Origin of the sequence: Enterococcus sp. 9D6_DIV0238 (assembly GCF_002174455.2) — a bacterium.
Lineage (GTDB): Bacteria > Bacillota > Bacilli > Lactobacillales > Enterococcaceae > Enterococcus_L > Enterococcus_L dunnyi.
Genome location: NZ_CP147246.1, coordinates 1 through 23,909, shown reverse-complemented (window position 1 = coordinate 23,909; position 23,909 = coordinate 1). Strand labels below are relative to the sequence as shown.

14 protein-coding genes and 1 pseudogene are annotated in these 23,909 nt (G+C 30.0%); 4 read left to right on the top strand and 11 right to left on the bottom strand.

Translation table 11 applies throughout. From position 1 onward, the window contains the following. Positions 1–362: 362 nt before the first annotated feature. Positions 363–629, top strand: a complete 267-nt coding sequence (locus A5889_RS00075) for a hypothetical protein (RefSeq protein ID WP_087640415.1) — start codon at positions 363–365, stop codon at positions 627–629. Positions 630–728: 99 nt separating this feature from the next. On the opposite strand, the gene A5889_RS00070 is transcribed toward A5889_RS00075, so the two are convergent. Both A5889_RS00070 and A5889_RS00065 read right to left on the bottom strand, forming a co-directional pair. After that, positions 729–3,323: a hypothetical protein gene (locus A5889_RS00070; RefSeq protein WP_207114556.1), complete on the bottom strand. Its 2,595-nt coding sequence runs from the start codon at positions 3,321–3,323 to the stop codon at positions 729–731. Between the two features lies 1 nt (position 3,324). Next, positions 3,325–5,931, bottom strand: coding sequence for a hypothetical protein (locus A5889_RS00065; protein ID WP_207114557.1), 2,607 nt, complete (start codon positions 5,929–5,931; stop codon positions 3,325–3,327). A gap of 404 nt (positions 5,932–6,335) precedes the next feature. On the opposite strand from A5889_RS00065, the gene A5889_RS00060 reads away from it, so the two are divergent. Then, positions 6,336–6,554: a hypothetical protein gene (locus A5889_RS00060; RefSeq protein WP_242585302.1), complete on the top strand. Its 219-nt coding sequence runs from the start codon at positions 6,336–6,338 to the stop codon at positions 6,552–6,554. A 190-nt stretch (positions 6,555–6,744) separates the two neighbouring features. On the opposite strand, the gene A5889_RS00055 is transcribed toward A5889_RS00060, so the two are convergent. The 5 genes from A5889_RS00055 to A5889_RS00035 form a co-directional block, all read right to left on the bottom strand. Continuing rightward, positions 6,745–8,298: an endonuclease NucS domain-containing protein gene (locus A5889_RS00055; protein WP_207114558.1), complete on the bottom strand. Its 1,554-nt coding sequence runs from the start codon at positions 8,296–8,298 to the stop codon at positions 6,745–6,747. 87 nt (positions 8,299–8,385) lie between these two features. Beyond that, positions 8,386–11,607, bottom strand: coding sequence for a type I restriction endonuclease subunit R (locus tag A5889_RS00050; protein WP_207114559.1), 3,222 nt, complete (start codon positions 11,605–11,607; stop codon positions 8,386–8,388). 34 nt (positions 11,608–11,641) lie between these two features. Continuing rightward, entirely contained in the window at positions 11,642–12,871 is a 1,230-nt protein-coding gene (locus A5889_RS00045) for a restriction endonuclease subunit S (protein WP_207114560.1), read from the bottom strand. Beyond that, positions 12,861–14,534 carry an HsdM family class I SAM-dependent methyltransferase gene (locus A5889_RS00040; RefSeq protein WP_207114561.1) on the bottom strand — a complete coding sequence of 558 codons (1,674 nt, stop codon included), beginning with the start codon at positions 14,532–14,534 and terminating at the stop codon, positions 12,861–12,863. The genes A5889_RS00045 and A5889_RS00040 overlap by 11 nt, the downstream gene beginning before the upstream one ends. A 257-nt stretch (positions 14,535–14,791) precedes the next feature. Beyond that, entirely contained in the window at positions 14,792–15,004 is a 213-nt protein-coding gene (locus A5889_RS00035; RefSeq protein ID WP_207114562.1) for a helix-turn-helix domain-containing protein, read from the bottom strand. 532 nt (positions 15,005–15,536) lie between these two features. Here A5889_RS00035 and A5889_RS00030 point away from each other — a divergent pair. Further along, positions 15,537–15,848 carry a hypothetical protein gene (locus A5889_RS00030; protein WP_087639847.1) on the top strand — a complete coding sequence of 104 codons (312 nt, stop codon included), beginning with the start codon at positions 15,537–15,539 and terminating at the stop codon, positions 15,846–15,848. A 247-nt stretch (positions 15,849–16,095) separates the two neighbouring features. Here A5889_RS00030 and A5889_RS00025 read toward each other — a convergent pair whose 3' ends face one another. The 4 genes from A5889_RS00025 to A5889_RS00010 all read right to left on the bottom strand — a co-directional run bounded on the left by A5889_RS00025 (position 16,096) and on the right by A5889_RS00010 (position 22,010). Then, positions 16,096–19,275 (bottom strand): SIR2 family protein, encoded by a 3,180-nt coding sequence (locus A5889_RS00025; protein ID WP_207114563.1) that lies wholly within the window; start codon positions 19,273–19,275, stop codon positions 16,096–16,098. A gap of 698 nt (positions 19,276–19,973) precedes the next feature. Next, positions 19,974–20,900, bottom strand: coding sequence for a hypothetical protein (locus A5889_RS00020; RefSeq protein WP_207114564.1), 927 nt, complete (start codon positions 20,898–20,900; stop codon positions 19,974–19,976). Positions 20,901–20,911: 11 nt separating this feature from the next. Continuing rightward, a complete protein-coding gene (locus tag A5889_RS00015; RefSeq protein WP_207114565.1) occupies positions 20,912–21,529 on the bottom strand; it encodes a hypothetical protein in 618 nt (205 codons plus the stop codon). After that, positions 21,519–22,010, bottom strand: coding sequence for a hypothetical protein (locus tag A5889_RS00010; protein WP_207114566.1), 492 nt, complete (start codon positions 22,008–22,010; stop codon positions 21,519–21,521). The genes A5889_RS00015 and A5889_RS00010 overlap by 11 nt, the downstream gene beginning before the upstream one ends. Before the next feature lie 734 nt (positions 22,011–22,744). Here A5889_RS00010 and A5889_RS00005 point away from each other — a divergent pair. Continuing rightward, positions 22,745–23,344 (top strand): annotated as a pseudogene (locus tag A5889_RS00005) (hypothetical protein); the annotation flags it as partial. Positions 23,345–23,909 lie beyond the last annotated feature (565 nt).

Below are 23,909 nucleotides of genomic sequence, written 5' to 3'. Positions count from 1 at the left end.
ATTGCGCCAATGCCTTTTTTGTTTCTATTCTATGGTTGATTTTTTCTAAAGTTACAATGCATGGAGTTAAAAATAGAAAAATAAAAAACGGCACCTTACAACCTGACTGGCATCACGTTGCAAGGCCCCGAATAAGCAGCAGGAACTGCATAATCGAGTTGCCGATAGCGCGTACCGAAGTACTCGCATGTTTTATTGTACTTAATTTTGATTGATTTGACTAGGGGTATTAGTGGATTCTTTCATTTTCTGACGATTTCATGCGTTCTTTGACGAACTATTGCACACGATGAGGCACAGGTAGGTCTGATCGTTTTTTATTTTCCTGTTGGTTTTACAAAAAAAGGAATGGATGTGTAATGATGAGTAAAGAACAGAATTTAAAGGCGGTACCTTATCAGGGTATTTTGGATGTGCAGAGTGAGTTGATCAAGCCTCGGTCTTGGCAGAAGTCATTGGTCTATTTGGATGAGTTTTTTGATGGAAAAGTTACGAGGAATAAGAAGGATATGCGGATGCGGTACTATTCTTGTCAGCAGTTGTATCAGGTGTTTTCTGGGGATTTTGAGGAGGTTTTGAAGGAGAGTGAGGAAGTTTTGGGTAAGATGATACAAACCAAAAAAATTTAACTACTAAAAAGCGCGAGTAATACATGCACTATTAATTATGCTGTTACTCGCGCTCGTTGATATATCTGGTATCTAATGATTATATGCATACATAGAGAACTAATATTCTGAAATAAAAGAATGAACATTTGACGCAATAGCTAATTTTTCGATATATGAATAGACATCAGTTTCGGAATATCCATCCCTAATGAGAGAAGCTGTTAACATCGAATACTCATTGACAAGATTCGTTAAAAAGATTGAACTATCGTCTGTATTGATGGACATTGGAATTTCAAGATTATTCAATTTACCAAAAATTGGACCACTAATATTTAAAGCTGGTAGTTCAGAATACTTTTGAACATAAGAAATTTTTTTATTAGATGATGGATTCGCTTCAATAAAAATATTCATTCGTAAAACCTTTTCCTGTAAAAGTCGCTGGACTCTTGCTACACATTGAACATATAACTCACTGGTTTCTATGTGAAAAACTTGTTCCGCTTGTTTTCGATAAGAATCATCAAAAGAGTAACGTAGATAGAGGGATCTTGCATCATAATTTAAAAAAGCTGCTTTATGTCTATTTGAATGAATATTTAATTTATAAGCATATTTTTTACACAAAAACTCATAATTTATTTCTGTTGATGCTTGGTCACTTAACTCCAAATGAAGATCAGGACAGTCTCCTCTTAAATAGTAGGCTGCTAAATATACGTTAAAATCTGGAATCTCTTTTAAAGGCATGATTGATTCAAAAAGTTCTAACTTATATTTTTCGAACTCATCTCTTAAAAAAAGTTTCAATGAGGCATCCTGATTTGACTCCACCAACACAGAATACATCCAAACTAAATCATCTAGATAATCACCAATTGAACACAAAATATTACTTCGTTTCTTTCCGTAATAATCATCAGGATCTATGCCTAAAGCAAGTGCATGCCCTAAACGATCATTAGATCGATAATCTAAAAAATTAAGCACTTCATCTATTGCACGTAATCCATTTGCTAATGTAGGAAACTCCTCTCCAACATGATAAGTTGCTTTCAAAACAAATCCTGATGTTCCACCTTGTCGTATCCTTCTATAGATAGGACCAAATAGTTCAGGACGATTATCTTTTTCATAATTTGCGGTATCTATCCCCACAATTGTATGAGTCAATTGTCCCTTAAACCAGCCTATATTTTTAGGATTTTCTGCATATTGTTTGATTGCATCCAAGGTTTCCAAAAGAGCAGTCGTTTGTTTAAAAAGATTCTTTCTTTTTTCTATCCAGTCTTCTGTCATAGATAAACTTTTTGATTTTAAAGGCTTAATAAAGTGGATGATCAAACCAAAGTTAATTTTTTTTAAGTTCAAGATACTATTTTTCTTTTTTAATTCCCGTTTCGCCTTTCGATATTCTAGATCGTTAAAAGTATGCATATCCTCAATAGTTTTAATATACTCTTTTATTGAACTTTCGGGCGTAATTCGTATCTCTACATTATTTATATAACGTTCTCGATAATATTTATGGAAAACACTTCGCTTTACAGCATTATTTTCAGCGAAGGAAGCTCCTTTCAAAAAATAGGTTTTCATCTCTTCCTTATCTTTAAATTTAGAAAAACCCATTCCTAGATTGTCTTGAATAAATTGAAATTTTAGATGCGTTGTTCCCGAGATATAAAGATTAAACAAAAGTGTGACAAAAATGGACGCTGACTTTTCTTCATAAATATACTTCATGATCTTTTGATAAAAAAGGAATTCATGTGAAGCATACTTTGTTAAATCATATTCATCTTTTAGCTGCTGTTCCCAATACTTCGTTTGCGTTTCCTCACAATGAATCATATCAGATAAGATATTAAGGCTATCTAAACAATTTAAAACATCATCTGATTGAAAGATTAAATTAAAATTATTAAATAACGTCTTTAATAACTTGTCTTTTTTAGTCGTTTCAAAAAATAAATTTTCTTGAATAATGTATAGATTTAAAACGATTCGTATGACTTTAATTTTTAGTATTGATTGAACTAAAAAGTTCGCATTCTCTTGCCCCCTATCCATTTCTTTAAATACTTCTTGCTGATTAATAAAATCAGTAAAACGATTCATTTCTTGTAATCCTAACTGTAAAAAATGATACCAATTGATATCATCTGTATAGCCAGAAGCTTTCAAATGCATATGATTTTCTGATATTCCTTGACGTTTGATAATTTCGTATAGTCTTTTATTATTGTGCTTAACAATACTATTTTCATAATAATTCGTTGCTTCTGGTAAATGTTCAACTTTATATGCAGCAATAAAAAGCTTTGCATCTATTTTATTTCTAAATCCATCCCATTCAATCAACTTGTCAAATTCTACATACAATTCATCTCGATCCAGCTTAAAAAGATGCTTTGCTGTATAAAAAATTAAAAAAATAGCATCCGTTTGACCATATTCTTCTTCTAATAGTTTCGTTATTGAATGAAGTAGAAACTTTAAATCATCATAATTATAATTATTAGGATATACTTGCAAATATTTTCCGAATATTCGTTGCTGAAAACTTTCATCCCTTAAATCAAATAAGTTTTTATAGTAATAAATATCATGCTCTATATTATATTTCTGATAGTAGTCATGCGTTAACTCTCTATAAATAAGCCGAATCATTCGATCTAAATCATTATAGAGTTGATTATAATTTGCCATGTCAAACCTCTTCTTGTTGCTTTTGCATATAAGCCGAACGGTGCCCATTTATTGTTGCATTCATTAATCGTAAATTATTATCTAGTTCTGCAAAATTTTGTGAGCGTTCTTTTTTTATAAAATTATTCATGCGTGTTATTTGATCTAGCGACATGTTTTTAGGCCACTTACCAAATGCTGAATAATAGGCTCTAGCAAAATCTCTTTTCACTCTTACATGAGACGAATTAATAGCTGAAATAGCTATAGCTGCCAGTTCATCATAATCATCTAGGCTTAAATTTACTTTTTTACCACCATTTTCATCTATATTTTCACGTACTTCGAACTCTTCAAATACTTCTTTTAAAATTTTAATTTCATTATTCTCAAACAAAGGTAAAAATAAATCTTCATTTTCACTACCATTAATTACTTCAGGTTTGAGTAATGGCGAAACCATGTTGCGACGAAGCTTTCTTTCATCTATATTAGATAGACGTTTATTATTAAAACAATCATTAACTCTTTTTAATGAATATTCTAATCTTTCACTTTTTTTAGAGAGCGAACGTCTCGTATAGTTTTTGTTGACGAAAAAATCAAGATCAAATAAAGAATAAAAAAGGTAATAAACTTTTTGTTCTTTTACAATTCCTAATAATTTTGCTTCAACTCTTTCAAGATCAGTCAATTGCGCAAATAGATCAATATAATAACTCGTTTTTTTGGTAAAATCACTTTTTTTATATTGATTCCGAGAGCGATAAATATGTGTTTGCCAATAACCTTCAAAAAAATTGTCTTTTTTCGGTAATGTACGAATATCACCATACGCTGCTACTGAGCTATATAGAATTTTATTTAAAACTACTTTTTTGTTTTCCTCTTCCTCTACACCATAAGGATAAGATAAAACGGTTGCTCCTGAAATAAACGACTCATTATATGGAAACCAATCCGGCATTACTTTTCCACGAGCTAAACACAAATATTGTTGTAAAAAATTCTGATTAATTTCATTCCCTTGGTTCTCTGATAAGATGATACTTTTAAGCAATAATTCTAACATTTCCAAAGAATATAACATTTTAATTGCATACAAAAGGTATTGAGTTTCATTAGAGTCACGATGTTGTTCACGTAAAAAACTAAGAACAGTATAGACATCACCCAGAGCAACATTAGTAGGCGCCTTCTTAGTTATTGAATCAAAACTAGCGACTTCATCTTCTTTAGCAAGGGTATAAACTAATTTATTACATAGATAACTGTTTCGAACTTCGACTTCATGCCCATACCAATCAGAAATAATACTATATAATTCCATAGAAAAATTATCCTTAAACGTTCCTAGAAGATATTGACGATAACGTATCACATTTTTTTTCAATAAATCAAGACATTCTAATACCTCTTTACCTCTATCAATTTCTTGTTGATAGTTTTCAAACTGATATATAAATTCTAAAAATCGTAAGGCACTCCTTAAATTAGTTGGATAATTATAATGAGTAACTTCTATTTTTTCTACTGGTTCCATTTGAATTCGCGTTTGTTCCATGATCATTTTTTGAACAAACGATTGGAAGGATAATTCTCTTTCCTCACTTTCTCTATAACGATCAAAAAATTGCAAGCATTTTTCTTGTCCCTCACTCTCAATAAATGGAGCAAGCAAATCTTTTATTCCAATTTGTAATTTAAAATCTAGATTCACTTGTTGAGGTAGTGGTAAGACCTTATCGATTAAGTTTAGTGCTTGATTTCTTAATTCTTCAATACTAATTTCTGGATGAGATAATAATTTTTTATTTAATACGTTCTCATTTTCAGAAATTAACTCACTAAGAACCGAGTTCACTAATTGTTCTCTTCGTAAAGCTACTAAAACATATAGATTAGGTTGATAATTCAAAAATTTTTCAAGTAGCTGTAATGTTTCATAAGCAAACTCGTTAGGAACCAAATCTAAGTCGTCTATTGATAAGCAAATAAAATTATATTTCGTTCTATTTGTACTTTTTAATTCTAAAAAAAGTTTAAGTAAATTAGTTATGGTTTTAGAGAAATATTGTTGTTTTTGAATATTTTCAAGTACTTCAATACTTGAATTTTTTTCGGCAAATGAAGAATTTTTTATTCTCATATTTTTTAAAGTTTCAACACTTTCTTTCACGATTTTATTAAATTTAGTTAATAGTTTAAAGTGCTCATTATCTTGATTGTTAACAGGATTGCAATCAATATCTTTTTTTAACATAGCAATAAATAATTCTAATATATTAAGCTTCCCATTAAAAATTGTTGGATCAATGATTGGCAATGTATAAATCGAATAATTAGTTTTTTGCTTATTGTTTTTGAATAAATCCACTGCTGATTTCACAAATGAGCTTTTTCCAGTCCCTCTCTCACCAACAATACTAAAAATATTGTTCACTTTTGACACTTTTGTACATTGAAGATTGTTATAATAATCTACCCATGAAACTAACTGCTTTAATTGATCTTTGTATAAATAGCCACTCTTATCTAGCTCAGTTGAATCATCAAATTCTACAAATAAAAATTCTTTAGCTGCTTTACTCCAATCGATTTTTAAATCTTGAAAATATACAGTTTCCATATTCCACCTCATAATAGTTGTTTTATCATACATAAAGTATACAACGGATGCTTCCAAAAAGAAATGTAGTTTTTATAAATAGTTTGAAATTAAATAAAAAAATTCTATCAGTTTCTTTTTTATAAAATAATACTTATCTCTTCTCTCATAAACGCAAATGGATGTTAAGAACTATCACAACATTTAAAGAACAAAAATAAGTCACAAGAAAGTGAAAAAAACTTAGAAAAGATTGCTAGGCTTCTTTAAAGTACTATTGACTTATTCATTTATTGAACATTGCGCCAATGCCTTTTTTGTTTCTGTTCTAGGTCTGATTTTTATCGATGGTGTTGACAGATAGGTCTGATCGTTTTTTATTTTCCTGTTGAGTTTTACAAAAAAATGGGAATAGATGTGTAGTGATGAGTAAAGAACAGAATTTGAAGGCAGTACCTTATCAGGATATTTTGGATGTGCGGAGTGAGTTGATCAAGCTTCGGTCTTGGCAGAAGTCGTTGGTTTATTTGGATGAGTTTTTTGATGGGAAGGTTACGAGGAATAAGAAGGATATGCGGATGCGGTATTATTCTTGTCAGCAGTTGTATCAGGTTTTTGCTGGAGATTTTGATGGGGTGGGATGAAGGAGAGTGAGGAGATTGTAACGAGGATAGTTCAGAGAGAAAAAATGTAAACATACACGCACTATTTAGGAACATCGCTATCGAAAAGAATACAAGTCCTGTTTTAGTTTTTAACCCTAAATTAAGGACTTGTTTTCATCTATTCATTTTTATAGACTAGAAATAATCTAAAGACAAGCTATCTACTTATTCATAATTTTAAATTATAATTTGAAAAGAGTTCTTTTAAATCTGAAACTAAAAATTGATCGTATTTCAAATAATCTTGAAAGAGTGTTTTCTCTTCACGAGGAATATAAAATATTTCTCCATATTCTGAAATACATACATCATAACAATCTGTTTTATCATCAGAAATATCATATCTCTTACTACTATATTTTAGCCCGATATCTTTCATTATATCCATTTCTTTCATATATAATTCTCCATAATTTAGTACAATAAACAACATCATGGGATTACTATTAAAATATCGCTCTAATAACTTTTCTAAAGAAATTTCTTTAAAAGTATACTCGATAGTTCCACGATAGATCTGCATTGTTCCGCAATCTTTATGATCTATAATAATTTCATATGTAGGCCTTATTCCATATACTATACATTCCAAGATACTTTCAGGATTTGTTATGGAGACAACAATCGTGTAGTTGTCGTATTTCTCTTCTAATTCATTAAAGATACAAGTAAAATGTTGTTTCCAAATTTTGTTACCATAAAAAACATTTTTTGCATTGTGAAACACTTCTTTTAATTTTGCTAAATGCTTAGAGTTGTCATAACCATAAAAGAAAACATAGTTTGTCTCGTTTAATCCTACTATGTCTTGTACTAATTTCTTTACTGTGTATAATTGGTCTTTAGCAAAAGCTCCTCCACATATATGATGCTCAATCTTCCAACTAGAATTCAACATATTCAAAAATTTCTCTGGGTAACCAATCTCAGATGTATCACAATATGATCGGTTGATCACTTCATCTAATATTGCTTGTTCTATTTTTCCTTGTAGTTCTTCTCCATCATAATTTTTTTCAATTTCTAATAATTCTTCATATAAATTTCCATAATCTATTAAGTCATTTTTATTCTGTTTTTCACGAAATTCTATATAGTTACTAAATGGTACTGTTTGGAAAGCAAGATATATCGCTTTTGGATAGATAACCTGATTATTATCACCTTGATAATTTAGATTTAATAAAATGTATTCCTTAATACCTAATTTTTCTAAAAGATAACTTATTATTGATAGTTCATCATCTATACAACGTTTAGCCTCATAGAGGAAAATATGTTGAATTCTTGATATTTTTCTTTGGATAGAATTAGGCACTGATTTTATCTTTCTTTTAGCTATTGGTATAAAATGATTATTGACTTCAATCTCATAACCTTCAACGAGTAAATCAGTCTCTAGTACAAATTGAGAAAAAGGAACCAATAATTCATTCCAAGTTGTAGAAATTAAAATAACTCTAATTTCACTTTGCTTAATATATAGATTTCTTTTTAATAGAGCTGAATATTTGAAAATTTCGTGTAGCGCTTGTCGTGCAGTTTGATTACTTCTTTTTATTTCAATAATCACGTAGTTTCCTTGCTTATCTTTAGCTAGTAAATCTACATATCCTTTTGTCCCATCATTATTGGGTAATAAGTACTCTTTTCCAATTAAACTTAGTTCATCCGATAAAAAGTTTAAATTTTCTGATAAATAATCCCGAATATGGGACTCCATTTCCAAACCTCCTTCATAGGTTGAATAAAAATTTCTATACAAAAATAGTATTGAAATTTGATCATTCATTCCAATACTATTCTTATTTTATAAGTTCCCTACATATCCTCTACCTGATACAGCTCTATTCAAGATAAATTGGAAGATGGTTTCTGTCTTATTTTGAAAAACTTCTTTATCGTATGAATCTGGCAATGCTTTGTCAAGCACTGTTTCTATTTTATTTTTCACTCGTTGTTTTGGTTGTTCATCTTTAAACCAGTCAACACTCAAAAATTTTCCGTTTTCTTTCATCAACGAATGATACAATTGGGTAGCTGCTGATTTCACTTGCTTTTCTTCTTCTTTTGTTAGTTTTTCTTTCAAAAGTAAATCATATAAAACCAATTCTTCTTCGGAAAGATGTTCTGTTGATGCACGAGCATCTTCTTTTTTCAAATCTTTTACAAATTTCTTTAACTCTTCAAAATAATTCTCATTTGCGGTGGCACCAGCGTTATATCCTTGAACTAATTTTTCATACCTTTGAGCAAAAGAAACTCTTGTTTCATTTTTATTCAGCATTGCTTCTAATTTTTGTTCGATAAAGTTTCTCAATTCGATAAGTTCAATATTTACAAATTCTGATTTTTGAATTTTTGCAATCATGGATTCCACATCTAACTCAGAAAGTGAGATTGTTTTATTATAATCAGCATCTGAATCTTCTTTGATATAAAATAAATTCTCCGAATCCACACTCACATCCAATAACGCTTCAACTTTCACTTGTGCATCTTCAATACGTTCATTTTGAATCAAATTTCCCATCATTTTTGACATGTATTGAACCAACTTATAGATACGATTATCCCAATCATAGTGGAAAATTTCAGGACAAGAAGCATCATAAATATTCTTTAATAAATTCGTATAAATAATAAATTGTGCTTTTTGCTCATCGGTTGCTACAACAGCATTAACTGCTGCTTTTGCCTTACAAGTTTTTGAAAATGTCTCTTCAGCATTTACTATTTCCATTAAATCAATGTTCAAGGATGCACAAAAACGAATCATTTCTTCTTGGGTTAAAACAAGCATTTCAATCAACTCATCTACTTGTTTTACTGGCAAGTCTAATTCAGCCTCATGATGAGAACCGCCGTAGTCTTTCAGGGCTTTTTTCATATAATGGAAAATATTCACATGATCCACAATCAAGCCATTGATCTTAATCCCACGTTTATCATCTGAATACACACGATTCGCACGGGCAATGGCTTGCATTAATGTATGACTCTTCATTGGTTTATCTAAATAAAGCGTTGAAACAGAAGGCACATCAAAGCCTGTTAGCCACATAGCGGTTACAAATACTAACTGTAAAGCATGATCTGGATCTTTGAATTGTTCTTCAATATCACGACCTTCATCATCAACTTGGTGATATCTTTTTCTATGTTGCGTAATATCTAAGCCAAACCGCTCGAATTTTTCTTCTTCTCCGCTTTCTTCGCTTACCACAACAGCCATTTCGACACTATTCATGAATGTTTTCTCTTTTAATAAAGCTTCTTTCTCTTCATGAGAATCTGTTTGTTGCAACTTAGAATTAATGGCTCGTATTCTTTTTTTCCAATGCTCTTGCACTTTGTTATACATCATAACTGTCGCATATTTATCGACTGAAATAACCATCCCTTTTCCTAAAAAACCTCTTTTTGGAAAGTGTTTCACGATGTATTGAGCAACTTCGTCTAAGCGATCGTCTCGCTTCATTACATTTAAAGAACTACGGTATTTATTCTCTAATTTCTTTCGTTCTTCGTCTGTCAATTCTTCCTTATCAATAATATCCAAAAATTCATCATTTAATAGATCATTATTTAAATTAACTGTAGGAACTTTTTTTGTATAGAATAAAGGAACTGTGGCACCGTCATTAATGGAATCATTAAATGTATATTCACTCACTGGCTTTCCAAAATAATCATAGGTTAATTGTTTGCTACCTAACAATGGCGTTCCTGTAAAAGCAATATATTGTGCATTTGGTATGCCCTTACGCATGTTTTCAGCTAAATTCTTATATTGGGTTCGATGTGCTTCATCTACAATCACAATAATATCTTTACGTTCAGAAAGAAGAGGAAAATCTTTGTATTTATCGTATCTAAATTTTTGTATCGTAGTGAAAATCATTGAAATATTACTTTTAAGTAATTTTCTAAGTTGCAACCCACTTTTTGGTTTAACCATGTTTGTATCTTCAACCACACCTGTTCGCACAAAATTTTTGATTAACTGCGAATCTAGATCATTGCGATCTGTTACAAGTAAAAAGGTATAGTTTCCTGCAAATTTCCGTCTTATTTTCCGAACATACATCACCATAGAAAAACTTTTTCCACTGCCTTGTGTATGCCAAAATACCCCTAATTTTCCATTTCTAGCTTCTCGGTTCTCAAAAGCTTCAATCGCATGATTGACACCTAAAAATTGATGATTTTTCGCAACGATTTTCGTATCTTTATTTAAATACAAAATAAAGTTTTCAATATAATCTAGTAATTTGGCCTTTGGCATAAGTCCTTTAAGTAAATATTGAATGGATAGCTCTTCATCATGAATTTTCGTTCGATCAATCACTTCTTTTTCATCCTCAATTTTAAGCCATTCAAAATAATGAGAGAAGGTCGAATTATAGCTGCCAGCCTTCGTAATATGCCCATTTGAAATAATACATAATTGATTGAAGAAAAATAATTGCGGAATGTCCTTTTTCTGATCCATCAGATTTTTTGAATACCCTAATTGGACATTTTCACTTGGTTTCTTTAACTCAATCCAAACTAAGGGGAGTCCATTGATATACACGATAATATCAGGTCGACGGTACCCAATCTCACCAGCAATCCAAACTTGTCGAGCGGCAATAAAAGAATTATTTTCAGGATGCTCAAAATCAATTAGCTTTAATGTTTCAATCTGTTCCTCATCATTAAGAGCGAATTTTATATTGATCCCATTAATTAAAGACTGATAATACTCATAATTTTTATCTTTTAATAACCTAGAATTTAAAGAATCATCCTTGATAATTGCTTGTACTTCCTCAACAATGAGTGCATCTGGAATTGAAGGATTTAGTTTACGAGCGTATTCTAAAAGAACATCAGGCAAAACGATTTGTTTTTTTGTCTGTCGATGTGTTCCGTCCTTAAGAGAAGAATTTGTTTTTGTGTAAGCATTCAAAAGTGAATAACCTAAATCTTCAAATTCTTCCATAATACGCAATTCCAGATCATCTTCCGTGATAAAATCAACCATTTTTAGACCTCCTTTAGTTCAAATTTCATTTTTCTTATTCTAGTTCAATTTCTCCCGAAAGAAGTTTTGGGAGTAGAGTATCTCTAAGTTCTTTTAAGGATTCAATTTCAATTCTTTTGTTTGCAATCAATTCAAAAATACTCATTACAGATTCATGAAACTTCAATATTACTTCAAATGATGGACTTATAAACTTATAACTTTCAAAATCATTTTTAGAAATATTAATATACACACTTCCTGATCCCGTATTCGCAAAATATTTAAACATTTCTTCTAATAACAAAAATACAAATTCTTGATAATGATTATTTTTAACTCTTGCTATACCTGCTCCTCTACCGATCGCATATTCTTGCTGAACAATTGTTGGATTCCCAATAGTTGCTCGAACTCCAAAAATAATATCAGCTTGTTTTGTCACTTTTTTAGGCTCAGTAGTATACTTTTTGGGGTTAACAAAACCATTCTTAAAATCACTCGCACCATTGATTAGTGGTAAGCCCATATCCTCATTATTATATGATGTTCCTTTTGGTGATTGTCCCATAATAATTTCTGTAATATTCTTTAATGAGCTTACTTCCCATCCTTCTGGAATTTCACCCAGTTCACTTTCAATCATTTTCCCACCGCTTGATTTGTATGGATTTCCACTTTTATCTGGAAATTCAAAATCAATGAACCAATGGTTGAAAAGAGTCGTTGCTGTTTCTTCTAAAGTGTTTATAATTTGATCGTTGAGTTCGATTTTTTTTCTAAGTCTATTTAGAATAGTTACTACCTTTTGCTGATAATCAATTTTAGGTAGCTTGATACATATTTCTTTTAACTTAATCATAGTTAATGCTTTTTGAGATGTACCAATTTGAATACTCTCTAGCTTTCTTTTTCCTATTGGTGATATCAACCAATAAAACAAATATTCATTTGATAAATCATTGCTAAAATTAGTAAACCATGTCAAGTTTCCATCTTTAAAATAAAACTCCTCATTTTCTTTCACTAGGTAAGGTACTCCAATTGTTCCAACCGAAGTTAGTAGCATATCCCCCTCTTTAGGAACTCCATACTTTTTTTTAATTTCAGTAAATTTTTCTTGATTTATGAATAATAATTCTTCTAGATAAACTCCTTGACTTTTTTTTATAATTTCCTTAGAACGATAAAATGGAATTCCTTGGGAAACATAATCTTTATAATATATTCTTTTACTTGAGCGAATATCTACAATATCCTTAAGTATATATTCTTCAAATCTCATACCCTATCCCTCCTAGGGCATGGCGAATTTCTTTTTCCAACTCATTTGATTGTTGGAACTGTTCCGATAATTGCTTCGTTAATCTTTCCATCTTCTCTTCAAATGGTTCTTCATCTGCTTCCATCTCTTCCACACCAACATATAAACCAGGGGATAAACTCCAATCTTTTGATTCAATGCTGTTTTCTCCATGAACTGGAACAACACTACATAATCCTGGTATATCCTGATACATTCCTTCTGGAAATTGTTCATTGACCCAATTTAGTTGTTTTTGCCAATATTCCTTTTGGTCATCGTTTAAATCAATATTTGCTTGATACCAGCTTTTGAGTTCTTCATACTCTTGGGTGTTTTCTTCATACAATCTTGTAATCAAAGCAAGATTTTTAATATGTGCTTCATCAAATTTACGATGTGCACGATCTACCTGTGTGTATAATTCTTTTTTATCTGCATTAATAAACAAAATTTCATCATGTTTTTTTGATTTATCAAAAAACCAAAGAGTTGCTGGTAAAGTTACTGTATTAAACATATTTGAAGGTAACACAACAATTTGAAAAACATGTCCACTTTCTAACAATCTTCTTCGTATCTCTTTTTGTTCACCATCTCCTGCCGTGGAAGCTCCATTTGGCATAACTAATGCTGCTTTTCCATCTTTTTTCAATGCAGTAGCAAATTGATTAATCCATAAGTAATTGGCATTTGGGACTTTCTCAATTTCATCATTTTTACTAGAATTTCTTGGAATGCCATATTCATTAAATCTTTTTTGATTGCATACGCGCTCGTATTCGACACCTCTTACATTAAACGGAGGATTGGCAAAAACAAAATCAAACTTTTCATAGCTCGTGTAGGGATCTTCGTAAAATGAATTGGCTTGAGTAATATCTCCATTCATGTTATGAAGCAATAAATTCAATTGTGCTAATTTTACAGTTGCCGGTTCTTTTTCAACCCCATAGGCTCTTAAAGCATTTGGATTATAGCCATGTTTTTTCGCATAAAGAGCCGATTGAACAAACATTCCTCCTGAGCCACATGCCGGATCTAATATTCTACCTTTTTTGGGTTGGACAACTTCTACCATATATTGAACAACTGATGCTGGGGTGTAAAAGACACCGCCACCTTGTCCTTCAGCCATGGCAAATTTTCCAAGAAAGAACTCGTAGATTTCTCCAAAAATATCAACTGAGCCCTCTGTTGGAATATCTTTGAAATTCTTCAGCAAATTTTTTAAATTCGTTGCTGGTATTTCTTTGTATTTTTCTTTGGGTAATGCTCCTTCTACAGAAGATGCGTATCTTTCCATTTCTGTCATTGCATTCACAATTGCTGGTGCGATAACATCTTCTTTTTCTGGAAGATTTAATAAATAATCGTACCTTGCGTCATCTGGTACATAAATTCCTGCTAATTCAAGGGCAATTTCACTTTTATTTGCTGAAATACGTGTACTTTTTTGTCTTTTTTCAAATTCTTCTTCAATAGATTTTTCAAATTTTTTATATTTAGCGTCAGCAAAACGCAAAAAAATTAGCCCTAAAATGGGTTCAGCATAATCATGGGCACTTAAATTAGAGTTGGCACGCATATCAATCGCCGTCGTCCAAAGATCGTCTTTCAGTTTTTTTAATTCTTTATCATTCAATTTCAGTTGCCCCTTTATCTATAAAAATATGTTTAATTATTTATATACGTAGTCAAGTAAATTATATATTAAACCGATGTAAAAGTATACTTTTCAGTGTATTTCATGCTATCTTTTACCTGTTTCGATGTAATTTATTCTGTATATCTAAATGAATAAAAAAGCCATTCTCAACATTTTAAAGAATGACTTATTCCTATATCCAATTAATTCAATACCATCAAGCAGATTCACATTAAATATTTACAGAAGTGAGCTTATTTCTTTATCAATAACTCATAAGGTTTTACTTCTAGTGCAAGAGCGATTTTTTCAATATTATCAATCGAAACATTACGTTTCCCTCGTTCAATATCAGAAATATAAGTACGATGCAGCTTACAAACGTAGGCAAGTCCCTCTTGGGATAATTTTTTATCTTGCCGAATTGCTTTAACATTATTTGCAAAAATAATTTTTAATGAAGTCATAATACTCGTTTCCTTTCTTTTATTGACTATGTTATATCTACATGATATAATTTTTGTATACTTTAAGTCTACAGATTATAAGTTACATTTCTTTTAACATTTAAATAAAAAATGCTTTAATATTTAGCGCCAACTAAATATTAAAGTAAGGATGGATAGCGTACACTATCAACAAAAAAAACTTTTTTCCTAATTAACGAACAGGTTTATTTACAATGTTTTTCTATTGTAGCAAACCTTAAACATACACAGGTAAAAAGCGGTGTTGGAGTGTATCCAATGCCGCTTTTTATTTACTTATTGAAAGATAGTAGATAAATTTAGAATTAAAGTAATTAAAAAGTGGCTCTTCAAAGTTTAGCGCCAACCAAACAATGAAGACTTGTATGAACAGCGTACACTAGACATACAAGTTGCCACAAATACTGATGCACAGCATCAGCAACTCTTATTTTACCTAAATATAATTGAATTATCTACTATTTTCTTTATTTATAGGTAAAAAAGTAAAATCGAAAAGGGAGGAACTATTATGAACGAAGAAAAAGTAAAGATTATGATGACACCAAACCAGCAACCAATCAAACAAGTCTCCTACCAAGACATGTATGCTATGAAAGATACTCTGGAACAGCTTGAATCATGGACAGATATTTTAATGGTAGTAGATAAACACTTTGCCAACAGAAAGCTACCGCTAAACAAGAAAAAAATTGCCAGAGACTACTACTCTTTATCTCAAATTTTTGGTTCATTTATGGATGATTTTTCTAACTGTATTGACCGATTAGAAACACAACTTGACCAATTAATGAAAAAAGAAAAAGTGAAAATCTCTCAATGAATCAATTATTATTTTATGAGTTCTTCGAACATTGATAGATCTAGCTAATAAACGAAGCCAACAGCTATGCTAAAACTACATAATAGCTGTTGACTTCTTTTTTTGCATTAATACGTGTAAAATATCATTTTATTCGTTTCATACAATTAGATAAGATAATCCTTTGTTCTATCCATATCACTTCATGTCGAACCTTCCAACACTACTTTAACCCAACGCCTTAATAGTCATCTTACAAATTTCAGCTTTAATCAATAGCTCTTTTCAACTCATCAATCTCTAATGGTGAAAGAACCGTTGAAAGATTTGCATGACCTGCAAGTCTTTTCTTTGATTCCAAAGGTAATTGTTGCATGATGCTTAATAAAGTACTACTGCCAAAATAACTTTTTTCAATTTTTGAATTTTCTAACAATAAAAAGAACAGCTTAATCAATAAATCTTTTTTCTCTCTATTTTTTTGTTCTTTAAGACTATCAGTAAGTGAATGAATGTTTACCTTCCCTTTGTAATCAGCAATATTTTCGCCAAATATCTGTAAAATCTTTTCTCCTTTAAATAATAAAGTGCTATCTTCGTCTAAATAATACAAAATGTCTCTTCCAAAATTCCCTTCCTTATCATGCAGCATTATTTCTCGAAGCCACTCCTCTTCATACTCAAACTCAGATTCACTTTGAAGAACAAAAACAAGCATCCAAGAAAAATTGATGTTATTCCAATTTATCTCCATTTCTTCATCACTAGGGTTTATCTTAGATAGAGCAAGCAAGAACAGATTATTTTGATTCACATTGTTTACATAGCCTTTTTTTAGTAACTCTTGACCTATAAGCTTAAATTTGTCTAAATCACCTTTCATGAACCCGCTTATTGAAAAAGAATATCCTTGGAAAGTATTGATCGTAACATTTTCTAAATCTGCTGAATTGTCAGTTGTTGTCAAAGCTCCCTGTGTAAATTCTCTAAATTGATCAAAACTAACTTTAGATACAATCTCTTTAATTACACCACGTTTAGATTTGTCCTTTTTGTTTAGTAATATCAGTATATTCAAATACCTTCCTAACTCAGTATTAATAAAATCATCAAGTTCAATTAATTCAGGCCTCTCTTTATTTGTATACACATAATTATAATTAAGATTATTAACGTTAACTTGAAATAGCTTTTCAAACGCTTTATGTTCAAATTCTTTTTTAGAAATCAACTCTTGAAAGAAGAATTTTTCTTCCCAACTAAAGCTATCTAAATTGAATTTTTCTAAAAATATATTTAAAGCCTTATCTTTTAACTCAGAATTATAATCATCCGTTAAAATTTTGAGAAACAGTCTATCAAATTTTGGATATAGCAGTGACCCCTTATCAATAATTATCTTTTCTATTTTTTGCGAAACTACATCATCTTTTCCCAATAAATTTAACAAATAATTGGAAGTTTCTTTATTTGTTTTTTCAGAATAAAAGTCTTCTCTCTGTGAAAATGACTCATCTTGACTACCTAATAAAATCTCCAAGATGGATTCTTCATTCTCTTTAAGAATCTGGCTACTGTCTATAAATGAACGAGGATGAACAACACAAATTGGTTCTGATTCAATTGCATTTTTATAAGGTTTAAGAGCCTTGTCTCCTATTTCTATTTGATGATTTTTTACAAATTCATTTAACTCAGTTCCAAAAACAGTGTCAGTAAAATCAATTTTAGCTATTAACTTTTTTAGAATTGGACTAGGCTGTTTCTTTTCATTATCAAAATTAACTAGCATTCGCTGAAATAAACGCGTTTCCAGTAAAGGTTCGGGGAAATTCTCTAAAATAAACGTATCTTCGAACAATAATTTTTCATCTAAGAGAGAATTATAGATAATTTCTATTAATCCACCCATTGAAACAATGTCATTAAAAGGCCAATAGCGATATATTCCTTCGTCTTTTATTGACTCGATAATTGGCAGAATCAATTCACTTCTAAGATTAATTTTAAGACTTTGTTCACCGTAAAAAATATTTCTATGGGGTGAGTTTTCTTGCTGAAATTGTTCACTTAACCAATACCCCACCAAATCTGAATCTTCAGAAAAAGAGGTATTAACTAACGATTGGTTTTGTGCCAGATGTTTTCTTATTTCATTAATATCTTCCTTTAGAATATTATCTGAGTTCAAAAGTTGTTCATATACTTCAAAAAGATCTTGGCAGTACATATTTAGTCTTTCAACCTTAAAAATTTCAATAATTCTTTTGAGTTGTTCAGTGTCTATAACATTAAAATTTTTACTAACCATATTCCAAAAACTACTTATATTGCAAATTTTCTTCAATAAAATTGAGCTGCATAGCGTAATTTTTAAAATCTTTTTTTGCATATCGATATCATCCGTTTTAAAAATATCGGATAAATATCGTTCATCTTCTGAATATTTTTCAAGTGTTTTCTGATAAATTTCATTATCGGTTGATATACTATGAAGTATAGCCCAATCCTCACTAGACTTAGATACTTCTAATTTTTTCTGAACGGCACTTACCACTTTCTCTACTTCTTTTGGCAAATCGCTATAAGTATCACCATACCAAAAAATGGTTGTACGATTATTTTTTTGATAGGTTTGATTATAAAGTTCTCTAAACTCTGGAGATTCATTCCGCTCTGCTTTCATCATAGCAAAATTTTTAGAAGTTGCTGGTAATAAGGATAAAATCTCTTCTTCTTCCATACTACTTCCAAGAAATAAAACAATAGGTTGTTTCGTTTCAAACCATGTTCTTAACTTCTGAAATTCCTGTGTCTCTTTTAAATATTGCCTAGAATAATCCAAGGATGAATTAACAAAATAATGCCCTTCTCCTTCAGTTGTTCCATGTAAATGCAAAATATCACCTGATATTAGTCTACTACTCCAACTGGTGAATTCATGTAGATTATTTATAGTTTTAAATGCATCTTTCTGCTTGATACGTTTCAAATGTTTCTCAATTTCGAAATCATAATTTGAAGTTATAAAGATTGGATCTAATTTTATCAATTCAACTAACACACTATTTTCTAAATAATCTGGTACGACTTCTTTAAAAAAATATTTTTCAAAATTAAGCTTTACATCGTCAAAGTCTTCTCCCAAAATATCGTGCAACAAAGTATGTAATAAATCAATCTTTCTTTTTGGACCATTTTTTGATCTCAAGATTTCATCAAATTGCGAAAGTAATTTATTTGATACTTCTATCTTTCCCCCCGCAACATGTTGTATATTGAATTGCCAAAAATGAATTAATTTTTCAATATAACCATTCCAGTTAGGATATCCTTGCGAAAGTGAAATACCTGCTCCTACAAAAACAACTAGATTAAAGTTTTTTACTGCTCCTGCTAATGAATCAACTAACTCATTAAATTCGTTTTCTGTATAATAGTTGTCCATAATAATCTCCCATCTTACTGTAAAAATTTGTTAGCAGTCCATTTTCGCCTATTTAATAAGTATTATTCACTTATTTTTTTCAATAATCCTAACACTTTTTCTTGCAATACACATACTTATCTTTATTATATCAAACTTTCTAGTGTTCAACATATTTTCAATCAACACCAATTTATAAACACATCGAGATAGAAAAAGATTTGCTCTAAAAATGCCCATTGGCGCTAGTATAAGTTCTACTTTTATTTCCATGTATCAAAAAAGCTAGAAATGCCTATATGATAGCGTTCCTAGCTTCTATTTTGTTATTAATCAACTGACCATTCCATTTGAGATTTTACAAATGAATGGGCTGGAAAACCTGTCATATTAACAAATCAATATTTTCTTATTAAAACTAAATGTCATTGAAAATCATTAAAAATCAAGCAAGCGGATTCATCGGTTGTTTTAGAATATAAACTAAATTCATTAAAACTGCAAAGAAAACAAACGATATTAAAAATGCTCTAAAATGACCATTTTAATAATAAAAACTCCTTTTGAAAAAGTCATTTGATAAAAAAACACCGCAAATGAGAGTAGATCTAAATAGACACGCCTCTGGATTCACCCAATAAAAAATGAGTATCCATATTCTATGATATTGTACTTAGCGGATCAGTAAACAGATTTACTTTTGTTTTTAAACCTCAAAATTATTTTTTTTTCAATAACTCTGTAATATTTTTTTTAATAGTTTTTCCTATTTCATTAAAAAATGCTCGCTCTTTTTTTTCACTCCAATTAGCCCTCGGTGGTGTCTGTTCATCTGAAAAAACTTTTATTAGGTTAGGTATAAGCTCTATGAATGATCTTAAAAGTATTTTTGATTTTACAACTTCTTCAATACCAAACATATCAGGTCCTTCATAATCAATTATAGACACATCTATGAAACTTTCTTCTCCTAATGTAATATCATAAAAATGGTTATCATCTTCAATTTCTATATTCACCTTCGATATATTTTGATTTTCAAATAAAAATAAAAGAGTTGTCAACATATTCAGAATTCTTTTCCCAGTTCCTTGGATTGTGTTTATTTTGTCTTCTGTTTTCCCCATAAAACCTGTTAGACTTTTTAGGTACAGGCTTGAATTCACACCTAACGGTAGGCTAGGATTTTCAATTAAATTATAGACTAACCAAATAAAAAGGTCTGACTTAATGCCACCTATAGTTTCTTCTTTAATTTCATATTTTCCCTCATAACCGTGCAATTTCCTTAGTACAGATAAAGTAGGTTGTGTATATCCTCTATTAACTATATACTTAACTTTATTTTTATGGCTGTAAATTATTATCTCATAATCTTCAGTTCTAACTCTCTTTTCTCTATTACTGTTATTTTTTTCACTATTTCTAACTCTTTCAAATTGAAACTCTAAAAAATTATACTCTACAGTTTCATTATCTAGTTGTATACTTTCATTTTTTGGAAAAGCTTTTGTTATTCTAAAAGATAAATTACTATTATCAAATGGATCTATACTAGGTTTAAGCCATTCAGAATAAGACATTATATGATCTATTAAGCTATCTATATCTCTATTTATCGTATTTTGCCACTTTGAATATACCATATTGACACTCCTTAATTTTGTTTCAATTCTAATTTATTCTTTTTAATACTAACAAAACCTAACCAGATTGGTTTTTCTAAAACAAGGTAATCTTTATCACCCTTGTGATATTCTTCCAAAACTAGACTTAATTTAATTGTTTTAACAGTTGAAACGTCCTTCTTATATCTGGATATCATTTTATTTATATCTAACTCGTAATTTGAACCGCCTGAGTCAATAGAAATAAATTTTCTACTCGAATTTTCATGTAACTGAATCATATAGGATTCAGGACATACCAAAGTAATACTCTTATAAGTTTTCCTGACTTTTCCTTTGGCTACTATTTTCATTTCTATATCCATGCTTTTTTCTAAATCTGATTCAGAAAAAACAATCTTATTAGTTTCTTGATTTGGGTAGCTAATATTTACGTCAATATGTAGTAAGTGATTGCTAACGAAATTAAACACTAATGCAAATATCACACTAAAAACAAAATTATAAAAACCAATGTCTAATGATGCCAAAACTTTTTGATCAGTTATATTTAAAAAAATGGTTGCCAGAGGAAATTTATATGCGCATATACATGAACCTATCATTATGAATAAAACTTTAACTTGTTTTAACACTTCACTCCCCATTAAAATACCTCGTTAAAACTGGAACAATGAAATTATTAAATATTTTTTCATCTCCGAAATATATACCATTTGATAATATTTTTGCATTGTCGTAGTTTTCGCCTCTACTTACAATTTTTATTTCACTAATATCTATAGATTCATTATCATAACACCAAGACAATTCCTCTATTAATCTTACTACATTTGAGTAATCAGTTCTCATAGAAAGAATTATCTTATTAATATTCTCTTGTACTTCTAAATCATCTTCGCTTCCAATTTTCAGAGCTGCTACTATATATTCTTTATTATTTATTGCAGTTTCTTTTATTAGCTCTATCATAACTTCAGAGTTAAACAAAACTTGACGGCTATTTTCCTGTTTTAATTTTTTTATCAATTGAGAATATGAAATTTTCTCAGCATTATAAGAAATTAATTGAAAAGAGTAACAATTATTTTGGAAATGTTTAAATATTTTTTTATTTATTGCATTCATATTCCATCCCCCATTTCTTATATCAGGATAATTATATCAAGCATTACAACACATTACCATTAAAATTCATAAAAATTTGGCCTTTATTTCTAATTGGTGCTAATTTTATTGTTACTCTCACCACCACAAAAACAAAAAGCCAGAAACACCTGCAATCAGACATTTCCAGCTTTAAAAATTTAATTATCCGACAGAACCTTCCAGCAAAAGGTTAGCTTTTTCCAGAGCTTCTGATAAGCTCTAATCGTTGGTATAACAGCATTCTAATTTTTCAGTGAATGCTGCGAAATTCTGATAATTTTTGTCAATTGTAGTTAGTTTTGATTTAGTTTCAAACTGTTTTAACTAGAAAATTGGGATATTTTGGATGTTTTTAGTAAGAAAATTGCGAGCTGGAATAAATACTTAAAATTCCCCAATAATTCTTTTGTTTATGTCTATCATTTTAGATTTACTATAAATACTATGATCATATGTTTTTTAGTTGATAAAGACTAGTTAAATTTTGAATTCAAATTATTTATAGTGCTGTTCTCAATAAATATGACACATACTCTTCTTAGCAAATATAAAAGCGAACCTTAGTTCCCTTTATGGTATAATATACATGTGATTATTATTTGGGAGGGAACTATTTGAGAAAAAGAATAGCTGATAGCGTTACTAAAGCAATTTTTCAAACTATTGACAACATTCCGTCACTAGGTTATGAAAGCAGAGAAGCTCAAGAAGATATGATGTTGAATATTACGGATTCATACAGAAATCAAGATAACTTATTGATAGAAGCCGGTGTGGGTATTGGGAAATCTCTATCTTATTTAATTCCGGGTATACTAATTTCAAAATTGTCTGGCAAGCCATTAATTGTTGCTACGTCCTCTATCCAATTGACTGAACAGTTATCACAAGATATCGACTTAGCAAAAGAGATACTCCAAATTGATATTGATAAAACTATTGGTAAGGGACAAAAGAATTATCCCTGTATCCAAAGAATTACTAAACATTTTGAAAATACAAAAGATGAAAAATATACACATTATCTTAATTCTGTAAAGACTGGTGTGGATAAGCAAAACCCAAAAAATTTGAATATTGACGAGTGGGATGATATTTGTGTGGATGGCTGCTCTTTTAATTCCTGTAAATACAAGTCAGAGTGCTATTTTTTCCAAACTAGAAATAAATTGAAAGAGCCCTGTAAACGAATTGGATTTACTGGAGTCTACATTCCGAAGGTAATAATTGTTAACCAAGATTTATTAATCAGTCATTTATTTAAGTTAAACAATACTTCAAGAGGTATTATTTACGAGGAACCTTGCCTTTTAATAATAGATGAAGTTCACAATATTGAAGAAAAAACAAGAAGTGCCTTAACGAATGAACTAAATAAGGCATCAATCAACAGAACTTTAAACGACTATCTTAGCTTTATTTCTCAAACTTCCAATAGTCAAAGCTCTATAAAAAATGCGAAAGATTGTTTTACTCGAATAAGAGAATCTTTTAATTATATTTCAAAAGAACTGTTTGAAGAATCAAAAAAATTAGACTATGAAGGAACCCTTGATCGACTATTTATTGAAGATGGAGATTCCGATACATGTGAGAAAATATGTTCTAGTATATATCAATGTATTGAAAACCTTAACATTGCTGCTACTTTCAAAATGAATGATAGACTAGAAAATATATATGATTTATTAGATACACAATTAAATAAATTGATCATATTTTTTGAGACATATGGAAAGCTGAACGATAAAAACTTGATGTGGGGTACTACCACAAAAAACGGAAAGAAAGTAACAGTTAACTACTGCCCAAAGAAAATTGATAAAGTATTAAGTCAATTAATATTTAGAAAAAAATATCCCACAATTGGTTTATCCG